The following is a 24,963-nucleotide window of genomic DNA, read 5'->3' as shown; positions in this document are numbered from 1 at the left end:
CCTGAAACGCGCCATATTTTGCGGTCATGCTATATGTGACCGACAAGATAATCATAGAGGAGTGGGAACTGTCCGAGCAGTTTACCCGGTCGCAGGGACCGGGCGGTCAAAATGTGAACAAGGTGGAAACCGCGGTCGAATTGCGGTTCGAGGCCGCGCGCTCGCCCAATCTGCCCGATCCGGTCAAGCGCCGGCTGCAGCGGCTGGCGGGGCGGCGCTGGACCCAGGACGGGGCGGTGGTGATCCTTGCGCAGGAAACGCGCAGCCAGGCCCGCAACCGGGAACTGGCGCGGGAACGGCTGGCCGATCTGGTCCGGCGCGCCTCGGTGCCGGTCAAGCCGCGGATCGCGACGCGGCCCACGGCGGGCAGCCAGCGGCGGCGGCTGAAGGCCAAGGCGGTCCGCGCCGGGGTCAAGTCGATGCGCGGCCGGGTGGAGGTCGAGGAATGAACGTCCTGCGCAGATCGCTTGGGATGCTGATCGGCAAGCGGCCGCCCGCGATGCAGGTCGCGGCGCTGTGCCTGGACCCCGAGACCGGCAAGGTGCTGCTGATCACCAGCCGGGGCACCGGCCGCTGGATCATCCCCAAGGGCTGGCCGATGGAGGGCAGGACGCTGCCCGCCGCCGCCGCGCTGGAGGCCTGGGAGGAGGCCGGGGCCGAGGGCCGGATCGGCCGCGAGGAGATCGGCCGCTACAGCTATGACAAGGACCAGGACAGCGGCTTCGCCGTGCCGGTCGAGGTGCGGGTCTACCCGCTGCATGTCACCCGCCTGTCGGGCGATTTCCCCGAATCCGCGCAGCGCAAGCGGCGCTGGTTCACGCCCCGGGATGCCATCCGCATGGTGGCCGAACCGGGCCTGAAGGCCCTGCTGCGCGGCCTGCCGAAAGCGGAGGTCTAGGCCCCATGCCGCAACCAGCACGGGATCGCGGCGCATGAAGCTGCCTGGGCGTGACTATCGCGTTCTGGACAAGGATCTTGGCAGCATCACCCATGTCGAAAGCGCGCAGGTCCATGCGATCCGGCCGGTGCTGCAGCTGGGCGCCGGGATCCTGCTGCTGGTCGCGCTGGTCATCCTGGCGATCGGGCTGACCGGGCGCGAGCCCGGCTTGATCGGCATCGGCGCGGCGCTGGTGGTGGCGGGCTGGCTGGGCCTGGCCATCGGCGCGAACGACATCGCGAACTCGCTGGGTCCGGCGGTGGGCTCGGGCGCGATCGGGCTGACCGGCGGGCTGGCGCTGGTCGCGCTGGCCGAGGTCGCGGGCGCGGTCCTGGCCGGCAGCCCCGTCACCGCGCGGCTGGCCGAGGGGATCTTCGACACCGCGCAGCTGGCCTCGGGTGTCCAGGCGCAGCTGGTGATGCTGTCGGCGCTGATCGCGGCGGCGATGTGGATCACCATCGCGACCGGGGCGCGCCTGCCGGTCAGCACCTCGCATTCCATCGTCGGCGCCATCGCCGGGGCGGGGATCGCCGCGCTGGGGGCGCATGCGGTCGACTGGGTCTCGCTTGCGGTCATCGCCTCGGCCTGGGTGCTGACCCCCCTGGCCTCGGCCGTGCTGGCGGGGGGGATCCTTGCCTTCGTGCAGCGCAAGATCCGCGATGCCGAAGATCGCGGCGCCGCCGCCCGCCGCTGGGTGCCGGCGCTGATCGGCACGATGGTGGGCCTGTTCATCACCTATCTGCTGCTGCTGCTGTGGCCGGGCTCGCCCCTGTGGCTGGACCTGCTGCCGGGGCTGGGGGCGGGCCTTCTGGCCGGATGGGCGACGCGGCGCCAGGTCGAGGTCGAGCTTGCCCACGCCGGCGACAGGCCCGGCATGAAGCAGCTGTTCCGCCCGGCGCTGCTGTTCGCGGCGGTGATGATGGCCTTCGCGCATGGCGCGGGCGATGCGGGCAACGTCGCCGGCCCGCTGCTGGTGATCCTGCGCGCGGCCGAGACCGGCGGCGCGGCGGGCGTGCCGGTGCTGCTGCTGCTGGGCGCGGGGGCCTCGATCGCGCTTGGCGCGGTGCTGTTCGGGCGGCGGCTGGTGGTCATGGTCGGCAGCGGCATCACCCGGCTGAACCCGGTCCGGGCCTTCTGCATCACGCTGGCCACGGCGATGATCGTGCTGGCCGCCTCGGGGGTAGGGCTGCCGGTCTCGACCACCCATGTCGCGGTCGGCGGGGTCTTCGGCGTCGGTTTCGTGCGCGAATGGCTGGACCGGCGCCAGAAGCGCGCCCGGATGCAGCTGCCCGCCGAAGAGGTCCGCCGCCGCGTCCTGATCCGCCGCAGCCATGTCGCCACGATCAGCGTGGCCTGGCTGGTGACCGTGCCGCTGACCGCAGGTCTTGGCGCGCTGTGCTGCCGGCTGGTGATGCGGGCGGCGGGGGCCTGAGCGCGTCTTTCAGACCACGACCTCCTGCGCGGCCTGGGCGCCGACGCCGAAGACCCGCTTGTAGCGTTCGACCTCTGCCGCCGGTCCCATCGCCTTGGCCGGGTTGTCCGACAGCTTGACCGTCGGGCGGCCATCGGCGGAAACCGCCTTGCAGACCAGGCTGAAGGGCGCCAGCCCGTCCCCCGGCACCAGGCCGCGGAAGTCGTTGGTCAGCAGCGTGCCCCAGCCGAAGCTGACCTTCACCCGGCCGTGGAAGCGGTGATGCAGCTCGATGATCTTCTCGACGTCCAGCCCGTCCGAGAAGATGACCAGCTTGCGGCGCGGATCCTCGCCGCGGTCCTGCCACCAGCGGATCGCGGTCTCGGCCCCCGCCGCCGGATCGCCGCTGTCGATGCGGATCCCGGTCCAGCCCGCCAGCCAGTCCGGCGCATGTTCCAGGAAGCCGGCCGTGCCATAGGTGTCGGGCAGGATCATGCGCAGCATCCCGTCATGTTCCTCGTGCCAGTCGGCCAGCACCTCGTAGGGGGCCTGGCGCAGCTGCGCGTCGCTGTCGGCCAGCGCGGCATAGACCATCGGCAGCTCGTGGGCATTGGTGCCGATGGCCTCGATGTCGCGGCGCATGGCGATCAGGCAGTTCGAGGTGCCGGTGAAGCGGTCGCCCAGCCCCTCGATCATCGCCTGCACGGCCCAGTCCTGCCACAGGAAGCTGTGCCGCCGCCGCGTGCCGAAATCGGCGATGCGCAGGTCGGGCAATTCGCGCAGCGCCTCGATCTTTTCCCACAGCCGGGTCATGGCGCGGGCATAGAGGACCTGCAGCTCGAACCGGCCCAGCTCTTTCAGCACCGCGCGCGAGCGCAGCTCCATCAGGATGGCCAGGGCCGGGATCTCCCACAGCATGACCTCGGGCCAGGGGCCCTCGAAGGTCAGCTCGTACTGGCCGTCGCGCTTTTCCAGCTGATATGGCGGCAGGCGCAGGTTTTCCAGGAACTCCATGAAATCCGGGCGGAACATCTGGCGCTTGCCATAGAAGGTGTTGCCGCGCATCCAGGTGCTTTCGCCGCGCGCCAGCGACAGCCCGCGCACATGGTCCAGCTGTTCGCGCAGCTCGCCCTCGTCGATCAGCTCGGCCAGGCGGATCTTCGTCGTGCGGTTGATCAGGCTGAAGCGCACCACCGTGTCGGGCCGGTTGCGGAACACCGACTGGCACATCAGCAGCTTGTAGAAATCGGTGTCGATCAGCGAGCGGACGATCGGGTCGATCTTCCATTTGTGGTTGTAGACGCGCGTGGCGATATCGACCATCGGGCTTACTCCAGGATGACGCCGGCGGCGCGCATCTCGGCGCGGGCACGGTCGCGGCTGCCGTCCAGGTCGATGGCACGGGTCGCTGATTCTATGACGGTGGCCTGAAAGCCCAGCCTTGCGGCGTCGATGGCGCTGTAGGCGACGCAGAAGTCATGGGCCAGGCCGACCAGGCTCAGGTGGGTCAACCCGCGCTCGCGCAGATAGCCGGCAAGGCCGGTGGGCGTTTCGTGATCGTTCTCGTAAAAGGCCGAGTAGCTGTCGATCTGCGGCCGAAACCCCTTGCGGATGACCAGGTCGGCGCGGCCGAGGTCGAGGCCGGGGTGGAAATCCGCGCCCGGCGTCCCGATCACGCAATGGGCCGGCCACAGGACCTGCGGCCCATAGGGCATCCGGGTTTCCCTGAAGGGCGCGGCGCCGGGATGGTTGTCGGCGAAGCTGGCATGGTCGGAGGGATGCCAGTCCTGGGTCAGCACCACGGCGTCGAATTCGCCCATCAGCGCATTGACCGGCTGGACGATCTGATCCCCGCCCGCCACGGCCAGCGCGCCGCCGGGACAGAAATCGTTCTGCATGTCGATCACGATAAGCGCCCGCGGCATCGGTCTTTCTCCTGCATGTCCCCCAATGGGTAGAAACTGCGGGCAGTCGGGTCAATGCCCCGTGATCTTCGGCGTGATCCTTGGCGCGATCTTCGGCCGGCCTACGGCGCCCGTCTTGCAAGGCCGGGCTTTGCTGGCTATGGCCCGCTCATGCTGACCGTTGCCGCGCTTTACCACTTCACCCGTTTCCCGGATCCCGCCGCCCTGAAGGGGCCGCTGGCGCGGGTCGCCTGCGCGAACGGGGTGCGCGGCACGCTGCTGCTGGCGCCCGAGGGGATCAACGGCACGATCGCCGGCACACGGGCGGGCATCGATGCGGTCCTGGCCCATATCCGCGGCCTGCCGGGCTGCGCCGGGCTGGAATGGAAGGAAAGCGCGGCCGAGACCATGCCCTTCGGCCGCATGAAGGTGCGCCTGAAGCGCGAGATCGTGACCATGGGCCAGCCCGATGTCGATCCGCGCGCCGCCGTGGGCCATTATGTGGCGCCGCAGGACTGGAACGAACTGATCCGCGCGCCCGACGTGGCGGTGATCGACACCCGCAACGATTACGAGGTGGCCATCGGCAGCTTCGCGGGCGCCGTCGATCCGGGCACGCGGTCCTTCCGCGATTTCCCGGCATGGTGGCAGCAGAACGCCCATCGCTTCCAGGGCAAGCGGATCGCGATGTTCTGCACCGGTGGCATCCGCTGCGAGAAATCCACCAACTACCTGCTGTCGCAGGGCGTCGAGGAGGTGTTCCACCTCAAGGGCGGCATCCTGAAATACCTGGAGGACGTGCCGGAAGGGGACAGCCTCTGGCAGGGCGAATGCTTCGTCTTCGACCAGCGCGTCAGCCTGACCCATGGGTTGAGGCAGGGCCGGCACGGGCTGTGCCACGCCTGCCGCCGCCCGCTGGCGCCCGAGGATCGCGACCGGCCCGAATTCGAGGACGGCGTCAGCTGTCATCGCTGCCTTGCGGAATACGACAACGCCGACCGTGCGCGATTCCGCGAGCGCCAGCGCCAGTTCGACCTGGCCGCGGATCGCGGCACCAACTGAAGCCCGCGGTGAATCCGGGGGTTTTGCACCCGTCGCCGGTTGGTTCTTGAACCAATGGCGCACCAACCCGCGACCCCCCGCAGGATATTTGAACCAAGATGAAGACAGCCGCTTTCATCTTGGCAGAAATATCCCGGGGGAGCCGCCGCAGGCGGCGGGGGCAGCGCCCCCTATTTCGTGGCGCCCAGCCCTCCGGCAGAGATCGCCGCCATGTTCAGGATGTCGTTCACCGTCGAGGTGGTCGAGCAGATCTGGATCGATTGCGGCACGCCGGTCAGGATCGGGCCGATCACCGTGGCGCCCGCCATTTCCTGCAGGAGCTTGACCGAGATCGAGGCCGAATGCCGCGCGGGGACCACCAGCACATTGGCCGGGCCGGTCAGGCGGCTGAAGGGATAGCGCGCCGCCGATTCCGGGTTCAGCGCGACATCCACGGTCATCTCGCCCTCGTATTCGAAATCGACGCCGCGCCGGTCCAGGACCTTGGGCGCCTCGGCCATCTTGATCGCGCGCTCGCTGACCGGATAGCCGAAATTCGAGAAGGACAGGAAGGCCACCCGCGGATCCAGCCCCAGCCCGCGCGCCACGGCGGCGCCATGGGTGGCGATGTCGGCCAGGTCCTCGGGTTCGGGCCATTCATGGACCAGCGTGTCGCCGATCAGCACGATGCGGCCCTTCAGCAGCACGCCGGTGATGCCCACCGCGCCGTCCTGGGGGCGCAGGTCGAAGACCTGGCCGACCTGGGCCAGCACATGGGCGTTCTTGCGCGTGGCGCCGGTGACCAGCCCGTCGCCATGGCCATGGGCCAGCATCAGCGAGGCGAAGACATGGCGGTCGCGATTGGCCAGCTTGTGGGCGTCCTCGCGGTCCACCCCCCGGCGCTGCAGCCGGGCATAGAGATATTCGTGATAGGCATCCAGGTGACGCGAATTGGCCGCGTTCACGACGGTGATCTCGCGCACCGCGTCGCCCAGGCCCGCGGCCTCCAGCTTTTCCTTCACGTCATGTTCGCGGCCCACCACCAGCGCCTGGCCCATGCCGCCGCGCTGCCAGGCCACGGCCGCGCGCAGCACGCGCGGATCGTCGCCTTCCGCGAAGATCATCCGCGCCTGGGCCTGGCGCGCGCGGGCGTGGATGCCCTGCAGGATCGCCGCCGTCGGGTCCATCCGCGCCTTCAGCGACTGGACATAGCCCTCCATGTCGATGATCGGGCGGCGGGCGACGCCGGTCTCCATCCCGGCCCGTGCCACGGCGGGCGGGACGACATGGATCAGCCGCGGGTCGAAGGGCGTCGGGATGATGTAGTCGCGGCCGAATTGCAGCTTGCGGCCATAGGCGACGGCGACCTCGTCGGGGACGTCCTCGCGCGCCAGCTCGGCCAGCGCGCGGGCGCAGGCGATCTTCATCTCGTCGTTGATGGCGCGGGCATGGATGTCCAGCGCGCCCCGGAACAGATAGGGAAAGCCCAGCACGTTGTTGACCTGGTTGGGATAGTCGCTGCGCCCGGTCGCGACGATCGCGTCGGGGCGGACTGCATGGGCCTCCTCGGGGGTGATCTCGGGGTCGGGGTTGGCCATCGCGAAGATCACCGGGTTGTCGGCCATGGACTGGACCATCTCGGGCGTCACCGCGCCCTTGGCCGAGACGCCCAGGAACACGTCGGCGCCGCGCATCGCGTCTTCCAGCGTGCGGGCCTCGGTCGCCACCGCATGGGCCGATTTCCACTGGTTCATGCCCTCGGTCCGGCCCTGCCAGATCACGCCCTTCGTGTCGCACATGATGCAGTTCTCGTGCCGCACGCCCATGGATTTCAGCAGTTCCAGGCAGGCGATGCCTGCCGCGCCGGCGCCGTTGAGGACGATCTTCACCTCCTCGATCTTCTTGCCCGACAGTTCCAGCGCGTTCAGCAGACCCGCCGCGCAGATCACCGCCGTGCCGTGCTGGTCGTCGTGGAAGACCGGGATGTCCATCACCTCTTTCAGGCGCTGCTCGATGATGAAGCATTCGGGCGCCTTGATGTCTTCCAGGTTGACGCCGCCGAAGGTCGGGCCCATCAGCCGGACGGCCTGGATGATTTCCTCGGGATCCTCGGTGTCCAGCTCGATGTCGATGGCGTTCACGTCGGCGAAGCGCTTGAACAGCACCGCCTTGCCCTCCATCACCGGCTTCGAGGCCAGCGCGCCCAGGTTGCCGAGCCCGAGGATCGCCGTGCCGTTCGAGACCACCGCGACCATGTTGCCCTTGGTGGTGTAGTCATAGGCGGTTCCGGGCTGGTCGGCGATGGCCTGGACAGGCACCGCGACGCCGGGCGAATAGGCCAGCGACAGGTCGCGCTGCGTCGCCATCGGGGTCGAGGCGACGATGTCGTATTTGCCCGGCCGGGGCTCCATGTGATAGGCCAGCGCCTCTTCCGGGGTGATGCGGGCGCTGCGGCTGGTCTTTTCGGTCATGGGCTCCTCCGGGCATTGGCACTGGCGCTGATTAACGCGGCGGCAGCGGCGGCTCAACGCGAAAGAAAGCTGCGGGAGAGAAGTTCTGCGTAAAACAGTATTGCGCGGCTGGGGGAAATCGCCTTCGGCAAAGCGTTCGGGCGCGATTTGAGGGACGGGCGGGGGCGTCCCGCCCCCGTCGCCGTTCCGGCGACTCCCCCCTGGGGGTATTTGCGCAACGAAGAAGCGGCGGGGCGGGCGGGGTTCAGATGGTGACCTTCACGAAGCTTTCGCGCAGGGCGGCGGACCAGGCGGCGCTCATCCGCATGAAATCGGCATCGCCGTCCAGGATGCGGCGGCGCGCGGTGATCGCGCAGGCATCCTTTTCGATGATCGCCAGGTCCAGCGGCATGCCGACCGACAGGTTCGAGCGCAGCGTCGAATCCATCGACAGCAGCACCGCCTTCTGCGCATCGGCAAGGCTGGTCGCGGGCGTCACCACCCGGTCGAGGATCGGCTTGCCGTATTTGTGCTCGCCGATCTGCAGGAAGGGCGTGTCCTCGGTCGCCTCGATGAAATTGCCCTCGGGATAGATCAGGAACATGCGCATGTCGCCGCCCTTGCGCTGGCCGGCGACGATCATGCTGGCCGAGGCCTGCTGCGTGAGGTCGCGGCATTGTTCGATGATCTCGCGCCGGGTGCGCGACAGCGTGTCGCCGATGATCGTGGCGACCTGCAGCATGGTGGGCGCCAGCATGATCGAGGTCGTCTCGTCGGCCATCTCGTCCGTGATGGCCTCGTCCAGCCGGGCCAGCGTCGTCTGCGTCACCGACAGCGAGCCGGCGGTCATGACGACCACGACGCGCTCGCCCGGTTCCTCGAAGAAATACATCTTGCGATAGCAGGCGATGTTGTCCAGCCCGGCATTGGTCCGGGTATCGGACAAGAGCACCAGGCCGGCATTCAGTTTCAGACCGACGCAATAGGTCATCCGAGGGGCTTTCCGCGTTCCATTCTGCGGGCATCCTAGGCAGGGCGGCGGGGCGCTGCAATCTCTGCCTTGGCCGGGGCGGCGGCTTTGCCTGCGAAGCGGGCATTGCGGACACCGGTCGAAGGGCGCGCGGCGGGGGCGGATTCGGTATCGCCATTCGCGGCGGGCGGGCGCATGATCCGGGCCGAAGCGGTTCTCACGACAGAAGAAAGGTGTTCGCCATGGTCCCGATCCTTCCGATGACCCGGCGCGGGTTCCTGTCCTCGGGCGCGGCGGGGCTGACGCTTGCGGTGCTGCATCCGTTCTCGGCCCGCGTCTCGGCGGGGCAGGCGCATCTGCGGATCATGGAGACGACCGACCTGCATGTGCATGTCTGGCCCTATGACTATTACGCCGACAAGGCGGTGGATACGGTCGGGCTGTCGCGCACCGCCGCGCTGGTCGAGGCGGTGCGGGCCGAGGCCGCGAATTCCATCCTGCTGGACAATGGCGATTTCCTGCAGGGCAACCCGATGGGCGATTTCATCGCCTATGAGCGCGGCATGGAGGAGGGCCAGGCCCATCCGGTGATAACGGCGATGAATGCCGTCGGGATCGAGGCCGGCACGCTTGGCAATCACGAATTCAACTATGGCCTGGATTTCCTGCAGGCCGCGCTGGCCGGGGCGGGCTTCCCGCTGGTCTGTGCCAATGTCGCGGTGACCGAGGGCCAGGATCCCGCGCAGGACGAGACGCTGCTGCCGCCCTATGTGATCCTGGAGCGCGAGCTGACCGACGGCGCGGGCCAGGCGCATCCGATCCGCATCGGCGTGATCGGCTTCGTGCCGCCGCAGATCATGCAATGGGACCGCCAGCATCTCGAGGGCAAGGTGATCGCCCGCGACATCCTGGCCTCGGCGCGGGCCTGGCTGCCGAAGCTGCGGGCCGAGGGGGCCGACCTGGTCATCGCCCTGTGCCATTCCGGCATCGGCGCGGCCAGCCACGAGGAGGGCATGGAGAACGCCGCCATCCCGCTGGCCGGGGTCGAGGGCATCGATGTGATCCTGGCCGGCCATGCGCATCTAGTCTTTCCCGGCCCCGATTACGAGGGCGCCGAGGGCGTCGATGTCGCGGCGGGCACGATCGGCGGCAACCCCGGCGTGATGGCGGGGTTCTGGGGATCGCATATGGGGCTGGTCGACCTGCTGCTGGAGCGGCGGGGCGACGGCTGGGCGATCCTTGGCCATACCTCCGAGGCGCGTCCGATCCATGAACGCGACGCGGATGGCAATATCGTGGCGCTGGTCGAGGGCGTCGAGGCCGTCGAGCAGAGCGTCGCGGCCGAGCACCAGGCGACGCTGGACTACGTTCGCCGCGCCGTGGGCCGGACGGCGGCGCCGCTCTACAGCTATTTCGCGCTGGTGGCGGACGATCCTTCCGTGCAGATCGTCTCGCAGGCGCAGGAATGGTATGTGCGGCAGATGATGACCGGCACCCCGCATGAGGGGCTGCCGATCCTGTCGGCGGCCGCGCCCTTCAAGGCCGGCGGGCGGGGCGGGCCGGATTACTATACCGACGTGCCGGCGGGCGACATCGCGATCAGGAACGTGGCGGATCTGTATCTTTATCCGAACACGATCCGCGCGGTGAAGGTGACAGGCGCGGAGGTCAGGGACTGGCTGGAGCGCAGCGCCGGCGCCTTCAACCGGATCACGCCGGGAGAGCCCGACCAGATGCTGCTGGACCCGGCCTTTCCCAGCTACAATTTCGACGTGATCGACGGGGTCAGCTATCGGATCGACCTGTCGCAGCCCTCGAAATACGACCGCGACGGGGCGGTGGTGGCGCCCGAGGCGAGCCGCATCGTGGACCTGGCCTTCGACGGCCGGCCCATCGACCCGGATGCCGAATTCATCGTCGCCACCAACAATTACCGCGCCGAGGGCGGCGGCAGCTTTCCGGGCAATGACGGCTCGACCGTTGTGTTCGAGGGGCCGGACACCAATCGCGACATCATCGTGCGCTATATCGTCGAACAGGGGACCATCGACCCCAAGGCGGACGGCAACTGGTCCTTCGCGCCGCTGCAGGGCGCGACGGTGCTGTTCGATACCGGCCCGGCGGCGGCCCGCTGGCTGGACGACCTGTCCGGGCTGGCGATCGAGCCGGCGGGCGAGGGCGCGGACGGCTTCGCGCGGTTCCGCATCACGCTCTAGGCCGGTGCGCGCCCAGGAAGGGGCCGTCGCCCGCCGCGTCGATGCGGGCGATGGCGGGGGCAATGTCCTCGTGGATGACGGACATGGCCCAGGCAGTGGCGTGGATCATCCGGCTTTCCGACAGGGCCAGCGCCACATGGCCGGGCCAGAACAGCAGGTCGCCGCGCCGGATGCTTGACGTTTCGGGGAAGGCCGCCCGCTGCAGGTCGCTGTCGCCGGGGCAGGCGATCCCGCAGGCGGTCAGCGCCGCCTGCACCAGGCCCGAACAGTCGATCCCCCAGCGGCTGTTGCCGCCCCACAGATAGGGCGTGCCCAGCAGGCTTTCCGCCACCGGCACGGGATCCTCGGCGGGCCGGTCGCCGATATGCTGGACGGGCACCCAGCCGCCGGTCGCCAGGCGTGCGAAATGGCCCTCGACCGTCTCGACCGACAGGCGCGCGCCGATCGAGAGGCCCGCCAGTTCCTGCTGTTTCATGTCGGGGGCGGGATAGAGATGCGTCGCCGGGGCGGTCACGCGATGGGTGATCGGCGGCAGCTCGCGGGTGATCGCGCCATCAGGCAGCCAGCCGCAATAGCCGTCCAGCGCCATGCGCACGAAGGACCAGCCGCCGCGGGTCTCGATCACCGTCAGGTCGGCGCCGAAATTCACCTGCCGGTCGCGGCGCCCGTCCGGCGCGGTCTGCAGGTCGGCCAGCGGCGCCCGGACCCGCGCCGGCTGGCCGGGGGTGTATTCCGGGCGCTGCAGCACGCCCTGCAGGCTGTCATGGGCGACGCGATCCGTGGCCGGGGTCAGGCGGCGGTCCAGGCTCATGCCGGCAGCTCGGGGGTCAGCAGATCGGGCAGGGCCTGGAGGATCGCGCGGGCGCCCTGGCCCACGCCGCCCTTGGGCCGTCCGGGCGCGGCGGCGGGCTGCCAGCCATAGATGTCCAGATGCACATAGCGCCCGGCCCCTTCGGCGAAGCGGCGCAGGAACAGGGCGGCGGTGATCGAGCCCGCCATCCCGCCCGAAGGCGCGTTGTCCAGGTCGGCGATGGCCGGTTCGATCATCGGCTCGTATGGCTGCCAGAAGGGCATCCGCCACAGCGGATCGGCGACGGCCGTGGCCGCGCGCGACAGCGCATCCGCGGTGGCGTCGTCGTCGCAATAGAAGGGCGGGATGTCCGGCCCCAGCGCCACCCGCGCCGCCCCGGTCAGCGTCGCCAGCGAGATCATCAGCTCGGGCCCTTCCTCGGCCGCCAGGGCCAGCGCGTCGGCCAGCACCAGCCGGCCCTCGGCATCGGTATTGTTGACCTCGACCGTCAGGCCCTTGCGGCTGGTCAGCACGTCGCCGGGCCGGAAGGCATTGCCCGCGATGGCGTTTTCCACCGCCGGGATCAGCACCCGGATGCGCCGCCCCCCGGCCGCGCCGGTCCCGGCCAGCATCCGCAGCAGGCCAAGCGCCGTCGCCGCCCCGCCCATGTCCTTCTTCATCAGCCCCATCGAGGCCGGCGGCTTGATGTCCAGCCCGCCGGTATCGAAGCAGACGCCCTTGCCGACGATGGTCAGCGCCGGGCCTTCCTCGCCCAGCCGGATGTCGATCAGCCGGGGCGCCTGTTCCGCCGCCCGCCCGACCGCGTGGATCATCGGGAAATTCTGCGCCAGCAGGTCCTCGCCCGCGGTCACGGTGATCCGCGCGCCCAGATCCTCGGCCAGGGCGCGGGCGGCGGCCTCCAGCTGGTCGGGGCCCATGTCGCTGGCCGGGGTGTTGATCAGGTCGCGGATCAGGAATTCCCCCAGCGCGATGGCCTGGATCCGCGCGGCATCGACGCCCTGGGGGCAGACCAGCCGCGCCCCCGGCCGCGGCGCGCCCTTGTAGCGGATGAAGCGATACTGGCCCAGCAGCCAGCCGAGCGCGGCCTGGTCGGCATCCAGACCTTCGGGAATGTCGGCCAGGTACCAGTCGGCCAGCGGCAGCGCCGCGGCGCGGGCGAAGGCGAAACGCTCGCGCCCCGCATGGGCCGGATCACCCAGGCCGAACAGCGCGCCCGCAAGCCCGCCCTTGCCGTCGGGCAGCAGGCAGATTTCCCCGGCCTTGCCGGTGAAGCCGGTGGCCGAGGGCCAGTCGCCCGCCCCGGCCCCGGCGGGCACCGGCGCGCCCTGCGCCACCGGCCAGATCGGCAGGGCCTGATCGGAAGGCGGGGCGAATTCGGGGGTCATGGCGGGCTCCTTCCTGGGTGGCGTTCCGCGCCAGACTACATCCTGCCGCCCGGCCTGCAAGACGCCTGCCGCAAGCCGTTCAGGCAATGCCCGCGCGGTCCCAGATCTCGGTCAGCGAGCGGTTGCCGACCCGCATCAGCCGTGCCCGGACCGCGGCCAGGGATGCCAGGTCGCGCCGTTCCGCGCAGCCGCCCAGATCCATCGCCACCCCGGCCAGCGACAGAAGCCCGATCTGCCATGCCAGCCGCGCCAGCCGGTCGGCATGGCCCACCGCCGCCGCCAGGTCGTCGTGCTTGATCGCCTGGTCGGTCGCGGTCAGGGCCGAAGCCAGCTGCTCCAGCGCCAGCCCGATGACGTTCTGGGCCGCGGTCTCGCCCAGTTCGTTGACGATGTCGCCCACGCGGCGCGCATCCACGCGCACCGTTTCGGATACGGCAAGTGCCGTGATCTGTGCCATGACCGCTCCAACTGCCTTGTTGCCTTCCAGTCCGGCGAGATTGCGCGGAACCCGTGAACAAAGCCTTAGGTTGAGCGCAAGAAACCGCTCGAATTTTCCTCAATCACCGCATATCAAGCGGGCAGCTACGCGAGGTCACCCATGCAGAACGTTCGTCCCCTGCCGCAATACCTGGTCGGTCGCTATCACGGCTGGAAGGCAACCTCCTACGCGGAAAACAGCGCCTGGTACCGGCGCCTGGCCGAGGACGGGCAGCGACCCCGCGCCATGGTGATTTCCTGCTGCGATTCGCGGGTCCATGTGACCAGCATCTTCGGCGCCGATTCGGGCGAGTTCTTCATCCACCGCAACATCGCCAACCTGGTGCCGCCCTATGCGCCCGACGGCTTGCAGCACGGCACCTCGGCGGCGGTGGAATATGCGGTGACGGCGCTGCATGTCGCGCATCTGATCGTCGTCGGCCATACCAGCTGCGGCGGCGTGGCCGGCTGCCATGCGATGTGTTCGGGCCGCGCCCCCGAGCTGGAGGAGAAATCCAGCTTCGTCGGCCGCTGGATGGACATCCTGCGCCCCGGCTACGAGCGGGTGAAGGACCTGCCCGAGGACCAGCAGGTCGGCGCGCTGGAACGCGAGGCGGTCATGGTCTCGATCGAGAACCTGATGACCTTCCCCTTCGTCAAGACCGCCGTGGAAAGCGGCGAGCTGTCGCTGCACGGCATCGTCCACGACATCAAGAACGGCACGTTGATGCAGGCCGAGGATGGCGGCCGCCGCTGGGCCGAGATCTGAACGCTAGCGCGACAGTTCCATCCCCTCGGGCCATTGCATCCGGGTGGTCAGCGTGATCTCGCGGGTTTCCCCGGCGGGCAGCGGGTCCTGCCAGTAGAGCACGCCGCGCCGCCCGTCGGGGTCGGTCTCGGTCGGGCGGGGATCGGCGCTCCAGTCGATCTTCAGGTCGTCCTGGCGCGAGACGGGGACGCGGTCCACCACGCGCAGCGGCCATTCGCTGTCCGTCAGGTTGCGCAGGATCAACAGTTCCGTCATTTCCTGCGCGTTCGAGCGGCGGATCAGCCCGCGTTCGCCCCGGCTTTCGTCGGGGATGCGCAATTCGGCGGTGATCCCGTCGATCGGGCCGAAGCCCAGCTCCAGGTCGTCGCCCGGCGCGGTCAGGGCCAGCGCGGCCTGGCCGACCATCGCGCCATCCAGCCACAATGTCGCCTGGCCCGGCAGGATCGGCTCCCCCAGCGTGTTCCCGGTTTCGGCGACGACATAGGCGACATCGTCGAAGCGCGGCGCGACTTGCGCGAAGACCTCGGCCTCCAGCTGCTTCTGGTCCAGCTTCAGCCGCATCGCGTCGGCGCCGTCGCGGATCGTGACCGGGGCCGGATAGTCATAGGCGACGGTCATGCCGATGCTGGCCAGCTGCGCATTCGCGACGACCGGGGCGGCGGCATCGGCCATCGATTCGTAGGCCATCTGAGGGGCGATCCGCCGTTGGGGCGTGTCCGGCGCCGCGCCTCCCGACCGCTTGGCGGGGTCGAAAATGCTGGGCATCCAGACCGGGACCTCGGTCGGGGCGACCTGGCCCGAGGGGCGCGCGGTCGACAGCGTCAGCGTGACGTCCTGCCAGTCGATGCCGCTGGATTGGGTGACGACAAGGCCGCGCTCGACCTCGATCCGGCCCGCGTCGCGATCCAGCCGCAGGTCGTAGTCGGGCGCCCAGCTGGCGGCATCGGTGAAGCCGGTCAGCGACAGGCTGGCCGCCTCGTCGGTCTTTTCCACCACCACCAGCAGCGTTTCGCGGGCGGAATCGTTCAGCACCGCCGCCAGCGCCTCCTCGGCGCGCCGGATGTCGCGCTGGATGTCCTCGCGCCCGGTTTCCAGCAGGTCGGCCTCGCGCAGCGCCTCGGCGGCGCGGGCCAGATGGTCGGCGATCATGCCGCCCGCCTGATCGACGCTGTCCTGCAATTGGTCCGCCTCGACGCGCGCATCGCCGCGCATCAGGTCGCGGATCATCGCCGCGCGTTCGCGCCAGCCGTCGGATTCGGCGCGTTTCAGGGCGATGCCATGGTCGAAATCGACCAGCGCCGCCTGGGCCTCGCGCAGGCGGGCGCGGGCCTCGGTGACGGATGCGGGCTCATCGGCGCTGCCGGGCTCGGGGCGGCCGGTCTGCAACGAGACGCTGCCGACGCGCGCGCCTTCCGCCTCGATGCGCAGGCTGGAGGGGTCGATGCCCGCGGGCAGGCCGGGCAGGACCAGCTGATGCGTGCCGGCAGGGGCGGCGGCCAGGTCCACGTTCCAGCGGATGCTGGCGCCCTGCGGGAAGACGGTGACGTGATCGGTGCGGGGCTCGGCCTCGATGCGGTCGGCCAGCGCGGGTGTGGCGGCGACGCAAAGCGTGGCCGCGAAAAGATGGCGGAAAGACATGAGCCCCCCTGAACGGACTGACTGAAATGCCGGCTCAGGTTCGGTCAGCGCGCCCCGCAAGACAAGAGGGGCGGGCGATCAAAGCCGCGTGTCCCGGATGTCGGGCTTCCAGCGGATGACGCGCCAGACATAGATCGCAACGACGGTGACGACGACGGCGGTGGACAGCGGGTTGATCCAGTCCTCGACCATCTCGTAGCGGTCCTCCAGCAGATAGCCGGCGACGGCCAGCCCGCCCGACCACATGAAGCTGCCGATGGCGGTGTAGAACAGGAACTGGCCGCGATGCATCCGCTCGATGCCGGCGGGGATCGAGATCAGCGTGCGCACGGTCGGGATGAAGCGGCCGAAGAAGACGATGGCGCGGCCGTGGCGGTTGAACCAGGCCTCGGCGCGTTCGAATTCCGACAGGTTCAGCGTCAGCCAGCGGCCGTGGCGGGCGATCAGCCAGCGCAGCCGCTCGCGCCCGAAGGCGCGGCCGACCGCATACCAGAAATAGGCCCCGGCCAGCGACCCGAGCCCCCCGGCCAGGATCGCCAGCCACAGAGGCGTGCCGCCGCGCGCGGCGTTGAAGCCGGCCAGCGGCATGATCAGTTCCGACGGTATCGGCGGAAAGACGTTTTCCAGCAGCATGAGGGCGGCGATGGCCCATGCCCCGCCGCCCTCGAGAATGCCGGTGATCCAGTCGAACACGGGCCCGTCAGCCTTTCTTCAGGACGCGGTTGCCCAGAAGCTCGGCGATCTGGACGGCGTTCAGCGCGGCTCCCTTGCGCAGGTTGTCGCTGACGCACCACAGGTTCAGGCCGTTTTCCACCGTGGAATCCTGGCGGATGCGGCTGATGAAGGTGGCGTAATCGCCCACGCATTCGACCGGCGTCGTGTAGCCGCCCGGCTCGCGCTTGTCGACGACCAGGATGCCGGGCGCCTCGCGCAGGATGTCGCGGGCCTCGTCCTCGTCCAGGAAATCCTCGAACTCGATGTTCACCGCCTCGGAATGGCCGACGAAGACCGGGACGCGCACGCAGGTCGCGGTGACCTTGATGGAAGGGTCGACGATCTTCTTCGTCTCGGCCACCATCTTCCATTCTTCCTTGGTGGTGCCGTCCTCCATGAACACGTCGATCTGCGGGATGACGTTGAAGGCGATCTGCTTCTGGAACTTGTTCGGCGCGACCTCCTGGCCGGGCACATACATGCCCTTGGTCTGGTCCCACAGCTCGTCCATGCCGTCCTTGCCGGCGCCGGACACCGACTGGTAGGTCGAGACCACCACGCGCTTGATCCGGGCGCGGTCGTGCAGCGGCTTCAGCGCCACCACCATCTGCGCGGTCGAGCAGTTGGGATTCGCGATGATATTCTTGTTCTTGTAGCCGTGGATCGCCTCGGGGTTCACCTCGGGGACGATCAGCGGGATCTCGGGGTCGTAGCGATAGAGCGAGCTGTTGTCGATCACCACGCAGCCCGCCCTGGCGGCCACGGGGGCGTATTTCTTCGTCGCGTCCGAGCCGATGGCGAACAGCGCGATGTCCCAGCCGGAGAAGTCGAACTGCTCGATATCCTGAATCTTCAGGGTCTTGTCGCCGAAGCTGACCTCGGTCCCCTGCGAACGGCGCGAGGCCAGGACGGCGATCTCGTCCACGGGGAACTGGCGCTCGGCCAGGATGTTCAGCATTTCGCGGCCCACATTCCCGGTGGCGCCGGCGACGACGACTTTATACCCCATCTTCTGGATTCCTTGTTCTGCGGTCGGGGGGCCTTAGCGCAATCACCGGTGAAATGAAAGAGGGCGCGGCCCTAGCGGACCACCGAAAGCCTTGCGTCGGTCCGTTCGCGATCGGCGACCCAGGCGGCCTCGGCGGCGAAATCATGCGGCACCTGGGCGGCGTTGCGGCTGCCCGACAGGCTGAGGCTGGCGAAGAAGTCGAAACCGTAAAGCGTCAGGCTGGCCAGCGGCGCGCGCAGCAGCAGGTCGATCAGCATGGCGCCGGTGGTCGGCGGCGCGCCCAGCCGGTCCTTCAGCGCCAGGAAATCGGGCAGGGGATGGAGGTAGAATCCGGGGCTGGTGGCGCTTTGCCAGTCCAGCCGCTTGCGCTTGGGCGACATCCACAGGATCCGGCCGGGATCGATCCGGGCGCGCTCGGCCTCGGGCAGCCGCACGGCCAGCGCCAGCCAGTCGGTGCGGCGGCCATGGCTTTCGGCGGCGGGCATCGGCGCGCGGTTGATCCGCACCACCAGCCCCGCGGCGTCGATCTGGCGGCCGTGCCCGGCCTGCGCCAGCGACCGGGCATTGCCCACCAGCGCCACCGTCTTGCCCGCCGTCGCGGCCAGCAGGTCGCCCTGGCTGACCGACAGCGATGTCAGCGCGGATTCGTTGCGCAGCGTGCGGGCAAGGTAGAAGGCGGCGCGGTTCATGGTCTTGCCAGCAGGTCCCTGTAGATCGCGACCAGCGCGGCGGCCTCGCCCTCGATGGCATGGCGGGTTTCGACATGGGCGCGGGCGGCGCGGCCCGCCGCCTGCCGGGCGGCATCGTCGTCCAGCCAGTTCCGCAGCGCCCCGGTCAGCGCGTCCAGATCGTCCGCCGGGACCAGGCTGCCGGTTTCGCCGTCGCGGATCAGCGTCTCATAGGCGCCGACGCGGGCGGCGACGGTGGGCACGCCGCAGGCCATGGCCTCCAGCGGGGTCAGGCCGAAGCCTTCCCAGCGGGCGGGCGCGGCGAACAGGTCCAGCGCCTGGTAATGGCGCACGACCTGGTCCCAGGGCAGCTCTCCCAGGAAGCGGATGCGGTCCTGCAGCCCGGCGGCGCGGATCTCGGCCTGCAATTCCTCGGTGAAGGCGCGGTTGTCGGGGGTGATGCGGCCGGTGAAGACGATCTGCGCGCGGGGCCGGTCGGGCAGCAGCCGCAGCCCGGCGCGGACCAGCAGGTCGACGCCCTTCTGCGCGCGCACCCGGCCGAAACAGCCGATCAGCACCGCGTCGGGATCCAGCCCCAGCTGGCGCCGCAGCGCCGCGCGGTCGGCGGCGGGGTGGAAGACCTGCGTGTCGACCCCGTGCATGACCACGGTCGCCGGACGCTCCAGATAGCTGGCGGCCTTGTCCGATGTGGCGACCAGCGCGTCCTGCTGGCGGATCAGCCAGCGGGTGAAGCCGGTATGGTGGCGCTGCGCAGCCGAGGTGAACAGCAGCCGATAGCGCCGCCGCAGCAGCCGGCGCAGGATCAGGCCAAGCGCCATCTCGGTATTCCGGCGCGCGTGCCAGACCCGCCAGCGGTCGCGCGGCATCAGGATGGCGCGGATCAGCGGGATATGCGGCAGCTCGGGCGGCAGGCCGGGGCCGGTGGCGCGGATCGCGATCATCCGCGCCTGCACCGGGATCAGCCGCACCACCGTCGCCGTGACCCCCGAGAGGCGGCGCTTCAGGTTGGGGGCGATGACCAGCGGGGTGGCGGGTGGGGTCTCAGCCATGCTCGGCCTCGGGCGTCATGAAATACAGGGCGAACCCGATCGCCACAGGGACCAGGAAGAACAGGAACAACATAGCGAAGGCCTGCGCCGGGGGATAGGCCGCGCTTGCCGCCTGATAGACCGGTCGCGAGGCGAATTGCATCACCCCCACCCCGCCGATCGAGAACATGTTGAGGAAGGTGACGCCGCGCCCGACAAGATGTGGTGGCAGGAAGGCGCGGCCATGGGCCATCAGCAGCGGATAGCCGGCGCCCGACAGGCCGATCAGCGCCATCAGGGCCGTGGCCGCGGCGATATTGGCATCGGGGAACAGCACCAGCACCAGCATGACCACCAGCGTGGCTGCGGTGAAGATCAGCGCCGTGCGGCGGATGCTGCCGACCAGCCGCGTCGCGGGGCCGATCAGGAAGTTGCCCAGCACCATGGCCAGCCCCATGGCCAGCGTGACCCGGCCGATGACCTGTTCGCCCGCCGCGAAGACCTGGTCCAGATAGGGTGCGGCCCACAGCCCCCGGATCGCCGCCGAGGCCGCGTAGTTCACGAAGAACAGCGGCAGGATGAACCACAGCGCGCGGATGCGCAGCACCTCCAGCACCGAGCCCTTCGGGTGATCCTCGCCCAGCCGCGCCGGGTCGCGCACCACCAGCGCGATCAGCGCTGCCACCGCGACCGTGACCGCGGCCAGCGCCCACAGCGTCGCGCGCCAGCCGATCGCCTCGATCGCCCAGACCAGCGGCGTGGCGCCGAGGATGTTTCCCAGCGAGCCGAAGCCCACCACGATCCCCGCCAGCGCGCCGAAGGCGGCGGGCGGATATTCGCGCGCGAAGATGTAATAGGGGCCCATCAGCGCGGGCGAACAGCCGATGCCCAGCAGGGTCATCGCCAGGTGCAGGTGCCAGGGCGCGGTCGCCAGCGCGAAGATCACCGCGCCTCCGCCGCCGCCAAGTGCCAGCAGCACCGCCACGGTCAGGCGCGGCCCGAAGCGGTCCAGCGCCCAGCCGACCGGCATCTGCAGCACCGCGAAGGCGATGAACCACAGCCCCGAGGACAGCGCCAGGTCGCCGGGCGTCGCGCCCAGCTCCTGCCCCAGGACGGGCGTCAGCACCGCCAGGAAGGCGCGATAGAACTGGCTGAGCACATAGGCCAGCACCAGGCTGACGATTCCCGCGGACAGCGCTGGCATTGCGTGACGTCTCCTCTCCCCTCCGGCGGCTCAAGCTGCGCGAAGGGCAGGGAAGTTGCAATACCTGCAAGTTCCGGGATCAGTCGGCGCTGTCGTCTTCCGCGTCGGCATCGGCATTGGCGGTGGCGGTATCGTCGCCATCCTCGGCCGGGGCCTCCTCGGCCTCCGCAGGCTCGGGCTGGGCGGGCTCGGTGGCGCCGCCCATCTCGACCAGCTGGCCGATCAGCGGTTTCGCGTCGGGGCCAAGGCGGTCGCAGGCCTCGGGATCGTCCAGCAGCGCATAGGCGGGGGCGTTGAACTGCCGGTCGTATTCCGCCGGGTCCAGCCCCAGCTGCTGGGCCAGCAGGTCGCCGGTTCCCGCCAGCAGGGTCCATTCGCCGCCCGAGATTCCGAAGTCCTGGCAGTTCGAGGTGATCACGTCGACCTCGCCGATCCGGCGCGCCAGTTCGGTGGCCTCGGCCTCGTCCAGCTGCGAGACATCGGGCAGCGGCACCTCGACCCGGTCCTGTCCGAAGACCGTCTGCGCACCGGCCACCAGCGTCGCGCCCAGGGCGACGGTGCCGATCATGATCGCGTCCCACAGTTTCATCGCGGCCATCCTTCCTTGCGTCTTCGCAGTCCTGCCATCGAGGCGCCATCCCGCCCGATCCGGGCGCGCATCGCAACCCAACTCACCGTGAGCGGCGGCGCGAACTTGACCGCGATCATGGCGCCGTCTAACCGTTCCTGCGCCAAGAAGGAGGTTCCCATGCCCGACAGCTATTCGCTTCTCATCCTGCCCGGCGACGGGATCGGCCCCGAGGTCATGGCCGAGGTGGTCAAGGTCATCGACTGGTTCCAGGCCAATCGCGGCATGAGCTTCGACGTCACCCATGACCTGGTCGGCGGTTCGGCCTATGACGCGCATGGCGTGCCGCTGACGGACGAGACGATGGCCAAGGCCCAGGCCGCGGATGCGGTGCTGCTGGGGGCCGTGGGCGGGCCGAAATACGACGTGCTGGACTTCGCCGTGAAGCCCGAGCGCGGGCTCTTGCGCCTGCGCAAGGAGATGGACCTTTTCGCCAACCTGCGCCCGGCGCAATGCTTTGACGCGCTTGCGGATTTTTCCTCGCTGAAGCGCGAGGTCGTGGCCGGGCTGGACATCCTGATCGTGCGCGAGCTGACCTCGGGCGTCTATTTCGGCCAGCCGCGCGGCATCCATGACGACGACAACAACCCCGAGAACGAGGGCGGCCGCGTCGGCATCAACACCCAGCGCTATACCAGCGGAGAGATCCGCCGCGTGGCGCGCTCTGCCTTCGAGATGGCGCGGCGGCGCCGGGGCAAGGTCTGCTCGATGGAGAAGGCCAATGTGATGGAATCCGGCATCCTGTGGCGCGAGGAGGTGCAATGGGTGCATGACAACGAATATCCCGATGTCGAGCTGACCCATATGTATGCCGATAACGGGCTGATGCAGCTGGTCCGCCAGCCCCGTCAATTCGACGTGATCCTGACCGACAACCTGTTCGGCGACCTGCTGTCGGACGCCGCCGCGATGCTGACCGGCAGCCTCGGCATGTTGCCCTCGGCCAGCCTGGGCGCGCCGATGGCGAATGGCCGGCCGAAGGCGCTCTATGAGCCCGTGCATGGCTCGGCCCCCGACATCGCCGGGCAGGGCAAGGCCAATCCGATCGCCTGCATCCTGTCCTTCGCCATGGCGCTGCGCTACAGCTTCGACCAGGGCGACGCGGCAGCCGAACTGGAACGCGCGGTCGAGCGCGTGCTGGCCGAGGGCGTGCGCACCGCCGACCTGATGGGACCCGAGGGCGGCAGCCCGGTCTCGACCGCCGGCATGGGCGACCGCATCGTCGCGGCGCTGGCCGCGGGGGCCTGATTGGCACTGTCGCCCAATGTCAGGGGGGCGGTGCTGGCCCTCCTGGCGATGGGTCTCTATGCGACCCATGACGTCGTCATCAAGGCATTGGGCAGTACCTATCCGGCCCTGCAGATCCTGTTCTTCGCCTCGCTGCTGTCCTTCCCGATGGTGTCGATGGTGCTGATGCGGGACCGGACCCCCGGCACCCTGCGCCCGGCCCGGCCGGGCTGGGTGGCGCTGCGGGCCATCGCCAACATCCTCAGCGGCATGTGCGGCTTCTACGCCTTCTCGACCCTGCCGCTGGCGCAGGTCTATGCGATCCTGTTCTCGGCCCCGTTGCTGGTGACGATCCTGTCGATCCCGATCCTGGGCGAGCGGGTCGGCATCCATCGGTGGGCCGCCGTCGTCATGGGGCTGACCGGCGTGCTGATCGTGCTGCGCCCCGGCGGCCAGGCGCTGGAAGCGGGCCATGCCGCGGCGCTGCTGGGCGCCATCGGCACCGCGGTGGCGGCCGTCGTGGTGCGCAAGCTGGGCAGCACCGAGCGCCCGCTGGTGCTGATCATGTGGCCGATGCTGGGCAATTTCGTGCTGACCGGGGCGTCCCTCGGGCTGGCCTATCGCCCGATGGAGCTGGCGGACCTGGCCCTGACCGGGGTGATCGCCGTCCTGGGCCTGATCGCGGGCTTCCTGCTGATCATGGCCTATCGCGCCGGCGAGGCCGCCATCGTCGCCCCGATGCAATATTCCCAGATCCTCTGGGCGACGGGCTACGGCTGGTTCCTGTTCGGCGAGGCCCTGGACGCGGCGACCGTCCTGGGGGCGACGGTGATCATCGGCTCGGGCATCTACATCCTCTGGCGCGAGGGCGTCGGCGGCAATTCCGAATACCGCCCGGTGACCGCCTCGCGCGTGCGCCCCGATACGGTGACGGCGCCGAAAACGACGATCCTGCAAAGATTGTGGCCCCCGCGCGGCTGAGGGGGCTTGCATTCCGCCCCGCCCCGCGCTACCTGCCCACCCTACGGTCGGAGCGTAGCGCAGCCTGGTAGCGCACCTGCTTCGGGAGCAGGGGGTCGGAGGTTCGAATCCTCTCGCTCCGACCATTTTTCCCGTGATTTGTGGATTGCCACAATAGACGTCCTTTTTTGCCACTATCCTTCCTTTGTGGCAGTGAGGCTGACACGTCTTCCAATGCGACATCCTCGCCTCGGTGCGGACTTCGACCAGTTCGGCCCTAAGCCGCCAGTCGCCCGGACAGGATGCTGCTTCGCTGCACTCCCCAAAGCCGCCGTTCCACGGGCACTGCAGCGACGCTCCGGCATGCTCCGCCGAGAGCTAGCTCATCAACTCGGGTGAATGCGTCGGTTAGCTGCTCCAAAACGCCGGCGATGAACTGCACCATCTCAATCCCCGCGGATCAATTTCTGCTTTTGCGGCTCGCTGACATTCTTCCGCTGCAGATTAAACTCCTGCAGCAGTTCGTCCGTTGTGCGGGGCACGATGGCCGTTTGGACCGGATAGAGGACCCTCGATGGCGGCCAGTTGAGCGGAGCTTCAGCGACGATCTCGGCGACATACCTCTCGATGCTGGTGAACACGGACGAGGAGGTGATATCCTCGATGACGTGCGGGATCTCCTCTTTGATCTCAGAGTAGTTTGCAACCAAGCCCCCTAATACCCCGACAATCGTAGCGATGTGCGCGACGGCCTTAAGACTTCCGGGTTCTAAGGAAGCTGGGTCAAGAAAGATTGCGTCCGTGGGCACCCAATGTCCGTCGACCGTGAAGCCGGAGGCGTATTCAATCTCCAGTCTGCGCGAGACCTTATCGATAAATCGCAGTGCCGACCTGCGGTGCGTCTTGAACGCGATGTCAGCTTCGAAGGTAAACGTCGCAGTTCCGATCACAATCCGCCGATAGAGCACAAGAATCCTCCGTGAAATCAGCGCAATCTTGCGGTGATCGATCTGGGCTGGTCAATGACTCGTCTGGGGGGTACTTCCCAGGCAGGTCTGACCGGTCGGTGACAAATTCTGAACTCAGGCGGATCAGTCGGCGGTTTGAAGCTGGCGCAGGCCGTCGCGCAACTCAACCCCTTGGGTGATCTCGGGCAGCTGGTTCAGGCCGTCGAGCTTGCGCCATTTGACTTGCGCGGCGATCATCAGCTTGAACGCCGTGGCGAGGCCGGTCTGGAGACTCAGGCAAGGATGGTGAAAACTGGTTGGTGTGATCAAGCTGCTTGCGGCAGCCGCAGAAGCTCGGCGGCGGTCTCGCGCCAGAAAGGATCGACCAGCCGCCTCAAGTATGGCGGCGCAGTCACGAAGGTGTCCCCCGTCAGCGCCCATGGCACAGATTTGAGGTTGTGATTTAAGGAGGATTTGGGCTTCGTCGTAGTGACGAAGGAACGAAGATGAAGCCCAAATCCTCCAATACAAAATTGCCGGCCAAGTCC

The 24,963-nt window shown here is 68.8% G+C and carries 23 protein-coding genes, 1 tRNA gene and 2 pseudogenes; 9 read left to right on the top strand and 17 right to left on the bottom strand.

All coding sequences use genetic code 11. The features are described from left to right. The first annotated feature begins 26 nt into the window (after positions 1-26). Genes arfB through C9E82_RS08015 form a run of 3 tightly spaced genes read left to right on the top strand, consistent with a single transcriptional unit; the run spans position 27 to position 2,369 of the window. A complete protein-coding gene (gene arfB / locus C9E82_RS08025) occupies positions 27-449 on the top strand; it encodes an alternative ribosome rescue aminoacyl-tRNA hydrolase ArfB (RefSeq protein WP_119900760.1) in 423 nt (140 codons plus the stop codon). Continuing rightward, the gene (locus C9E82_RS08020) at positions 446-898 is read left to right on the top strand and encodes an NUDIX hydrolase (protein ID WP_240643685.1); all 453 of its coding nucleotides are present in this window, start codon (positions 446-448) and stop codon (positions 896-898) included. Before arfB ends, C9E82_RS08020 begins: the two co-directional genes overlap by 4 nt. A gap of 34 nt (positions 899-932) precedes the next feature. Next, a complete protein-coding gene (locus tag C9E82_RS08015) occupies positions 933-2,369 on the top strand; it encodes an inorganic phosphate transporter (RefSeq protein ID WP_119900759.1) in 1,437 nt (478 codons plus the stop codon). Positions 2,370-2,378: 9 nt separating this feature from the next. Here C9E82_RS08015 and pncB read toward each other — a convergent pair whose 3' ends face one another. Together pncB and pncA are read right to left on the bottom strand one after the other, a co-directional pair. Then, complete coding sequence (gene pncB / locus C9E82_RS08010; RefSeq protein ID WP_119900758.1) at positions 2,379-3,671, bottom strand: nicotinate phosphoribosyltransferase; 1,293 nt, start codon at positions 3,669-3,671, stop codon at positions 2,379-2,381. A gap of 5 nt (positions 3,672-3,676) precedes the next feature. Then, positions 3,677-4,273 carry a bifunctional nicotinamidase/pyrazinamidase gene (pncA, locus tag C9E82_RS08005; protein WP_119900757.1) on the bottom strand — a complete coding sequence of 199 codons (597 nt, stop codon included), beginning with the start codon at positions 4,271-4,273 and terminating at the stop codon, positions 3,677-3,679. A gap of 150 nt (positions 4,274-4,423) precedes the next feature. On the opposite strand from pncA, the gene trhO reads away from it, so the two are divergent. Then, complete coding sequence (gene trhO / locus C9E82_RS08000) at positions 4,424-5,314, top strand: oxygen-dependent tRNA uridine(34) hydroxylase TrhO (protein WP_119900756.1); 891 nt, start codon at positions 4,424-4,426, stop codon at positions 5,312-5,314. A 170-nt stretch (positions 5,315-5,484) separates the two neighbouring features. Here trhO and C9E82_RS07995 read toward each other — a convergent pair whose 3' ends face one another. Then, positions 5,485-7,764 (bottom strand): NADP-dependent malic enzyme, encoded by a 2,280-nt coding sequence (locus C9E82_RS07995; protein ID WP_119900755.1) that lies wholly within the window; start codon positions 7,762-7,764, stop codon positions 5,485-5,487. A gap of 244 nt (positions 7,765-8,008) precedes the next feature. Then, the gene (locus tag C9E82_RS07990) at positions 8,009-8,734 is read right to left on the bottom strand and encodes an Ntn hydrolase family protein (RefSeq protein ID WP_119900300.1); all 726 of its coding nucleotides are present in this window, start codon (positions 8,732-8,734) and stop codon (positions 8,009-8,011) included. A 221-nt stretch (positions 8,735-8,955) separates the two neighbouring features. Between C9E82_RS07990 and C9E82_RS07985 the strand changes: the two genes are divergently transcribed. Then, positions 8,956-10,929: a bifunctional 2',3'-cyclic-nucleotide 2'-phosphodiesterase/3'-nucleotidase gene (locus tag C9E82_RS07985; protein WP_119900301.1), complete on the top strand. Its 1,974-nt coding sequence runs from the start codon at positions 8,956-8,958 to the stop codon at positions 10,927-10,929. On the opposite strand, the gene C9E82_RS07980 is transcribed toward C9E82_RS07985, so the two are convergent. The 3 genes from C9E82_RS07980 to C9E82_RS07970 all read right to left on the bottom strand — a co-directional run bounded on the left by C9E82_RS07980 (position 10,919) and on the right by C9E82_RS07970 (position 13,582). Beyond that, positions 10,919-11,740: a C40 family peptidase gene (locus C9E82_RS07980; protein ID WP_119900302.1), complete on the bottom strand. Its 822-nt coding sequence runs from the start codon at positions 11,738-11,740 to the stop codon at positions 10,919-10,921. The genes C9E82_RS07985 and C9E82_RS07980 overlap by 11 nt on opposite strands. Further along, positions 11,737-13,125 carry a leucyl aminopeptidase family protein gene (locus C9E82_RS07975; RefSeq protein ID WP_119900303.1) on the bottom strand — a complete coding sequence of 463 codons (1,389 nt, stop codon included), beginning with the start codon at positions 13,123-13,125 and terminating at the stop codon, positions 11,737-11,739. Before C9E82_RS07975 ends, C9E82_RS07980 begins: the two co-directional genes overlap by 4 nt. A gap of 79 nt (positions 13,126-13,204) precedes the next feature. After that, positions 13,205-13,582 (bottom strand): hypothetical protein, encoded by a 378-nt coding sequence (locus C9E82_RS07970; RefSeq protein ID WP_119900304.1) that lies wholly within the window; start codon positions 13,580-13,582, stop codon positions 13,205-13,207. A 141-nt stretch (positions 13,583-13,723) separates the two neighbouring features. Here C9E82_RS07970 and C9E82_RS07965 point away from each other — a divergent pair, with 141 nt between their 5' ends. Continuing rightward, positions 13,724-14,371 carry a carbonic anhydrase gene (locus C9E82_RS07965; protein WP_119900305.1) on the top strand — a complete coding sequence of 216 codons (648 nt, stop codon included), beginning with the start codon at positions 13,724-13,726 and terminating at the stop codon, positions 14,369-14,371. A gap of 3 nt (positions 14,372-14,374) precedes the next feature. Here C9E82_RS07965 and C9E82_RS07960 read toward each other — a convergent pair whose 3' ends face one another. From C9E82_RS07960 to C9E82_RS07930, 7 genes are all read right to left on the bottom strand, one after another. Continuing rightward, on the bottom strand, positions 14,375-16,009 hold the full coding sequence (locus C9E82_RS07960) for a DUF4139 domain-containing protein (RefSeq protein ID WP_119900306.1): 1,635 nt from the start codon (positions 16,007-16,009) through the stop codon (positions 14,375-14,377). 78 nt (positions 16,010-16,087) lie between these two features. Further along, positions 16,088-16,702, bottom strand: a complete 615-nt coding sequence (locus tag C9E82_RS07955; protein WP_119900307.1) for a DedA family protein — start codon at positions 16,700-16,702, stop codon at positions 16,088-16,090. A gap of 7 nt (positions 16,703-16,709) precedes the next feature. Beyond that, on the bottom strand, positions 16,710-17,732 hold the full coding sequence (locus C9E82_RS07950; RefSeq protein WP_119900308.1) for an aspartate-semialdehyde dehydrogenase: 1,023 nt from the start codon (positions 17,730-17,732) through the stop codon (positions 16,710-16,712). 71 nt (positions 17,733-17,803) lie between these two features. Next, entirely contained in the window at positions 17,804-18,421 is a 618-nt protein-coding gene (locus tag C9E82_RS07945) for a glycosyltransferase family 29 protein (protein WP_119900309.1), read from the bottom strand. Next, positions 18,418-19,470, bottom strand: a complete 1,053-nt coding sequence (locus tag C9E82_RS07940; RefSeq protein WP_119900310.1) for a glycosyltransferase family 4 protein — start codon at positions 19,468-19,470, stop codon at positions 18,418-18,420. The genes C9E82_RS07945 and C9E82_RS07940 overlap by 4 nt, the downstream gene beginning before the upstream one ends. After that, positions 19,463-20,653: an MFS transporter gene (locus C9E82_RS07935; RefSeq protein WP_119900311.1), complete on the bottom strand. Its 1,191-nt coding sequence runs from the start codon at positions 20,651-20,653 to the stop codon at positions 19,463-19,465. Before C9E82_RS07935 ends, C9E82_RS07940 begins: the two co-directional genes overlap by 8 nt. 79 nt (positions 20,654-20,732) lie before the next feature. Further along, the gene (locus C9E82_RS07930; RefSeq protein WP_147393132.1) at positions 20,733-21,242 is read right to left on the bottom strand and encodes a hypothetical protein; all 510 of its coding nucleotides are present in this window, start codon (positions 21,240-21,242) and stop codon (positions 20,733-20,735) included. 159 nt (positions 21,243-21,401) lie between these two features. Here C9E82_RS07930 and leuB point away from each other — a divergent pair, with 159 nt between their 5' ends. The 3 genes from leuB (at position 21,402) to C9E82_RS07915 (ending at position 23,614) form a co-directional block, all read left to right on the top strand. Beyond that, positions 21,402-22,529 carry a 3-isopropylmalate dehydrogenase gene (gene leuB / locus C9E82_RS07925; RefSeq protein ID WP_119900313.1) on the top strand — a complete coding sequence of 376 codons (1,128 nt, stop codon included), beginning with the start codon at positions 21,402-21,404 and terminating at the stop codon, positions 22,527-22,529. A gap of 6 nt (positions 22,530-22,535) precedes the next feature. Next, positions 22,536-23,489: a DMT family transporter gene (locus tag C9E82_RS07920; RefSeq protein ID WP_119900315.1), complete on the top strand. Its 954-nt coding sequence runs from the start codon at positions 22,536-22,538 to the stop codon at positions 23,487-23,489. Between the two features lie 48 nt (positions 23,490-23,537). Continuing rightward, positions 23,538-23,614 (top strand) — tRNA-Pro (locus C9E82_RS07915). A gap of 300 nt (positions 23,615-23,914) precedes the next feature. Here C9E82_RS07915 and C9E82_RS07910 read toward each other — a convergent pair. The 3 genes and pseudogenes from C9E82_RS07910 to C9E82_RS24775 all read right to left on the bottom strand — a co-directional run. Continuing rightward, a complete protein-coding gene (locus C9E82_RS07910; RefSeq protein WP_183154052.1) occupies positions 23,915-24,418 on the bottom strand; it encodes a hypothetical protein in 504 nt (167 codons plus the stop codon). Between the two features lie 141 nt (positions 24,419-24,559). Next, positions 24,560-24,715, bottom strand: a pseudogene (locus tag C9E82_RS07905) (IS256 family transposase); the annotation flags it as partial. A gap of 26 nt (positions 24,716-24,741) precedes the next feature. Next, a pseudogene (locus tag C9E82_RS24775) lies at positions 24,742-24,963 on the bottom strand (hypothetical protein); the annotation flags it as partial.

This window comes from Paracoccus sigandri (genome assembly GCF_003709565.1).
Lineage (GTDB): Bacteria > Pseudomonadota > Alphaproteobacteria > Rhodobacterales > Rhodobacteraceae > Paracoccus > Paracoccus siganidrum.
Note: the sequence above shows the minus strand (reverse complement) of the source record. Positions and strands in the feature narration are given on the sequence as shown.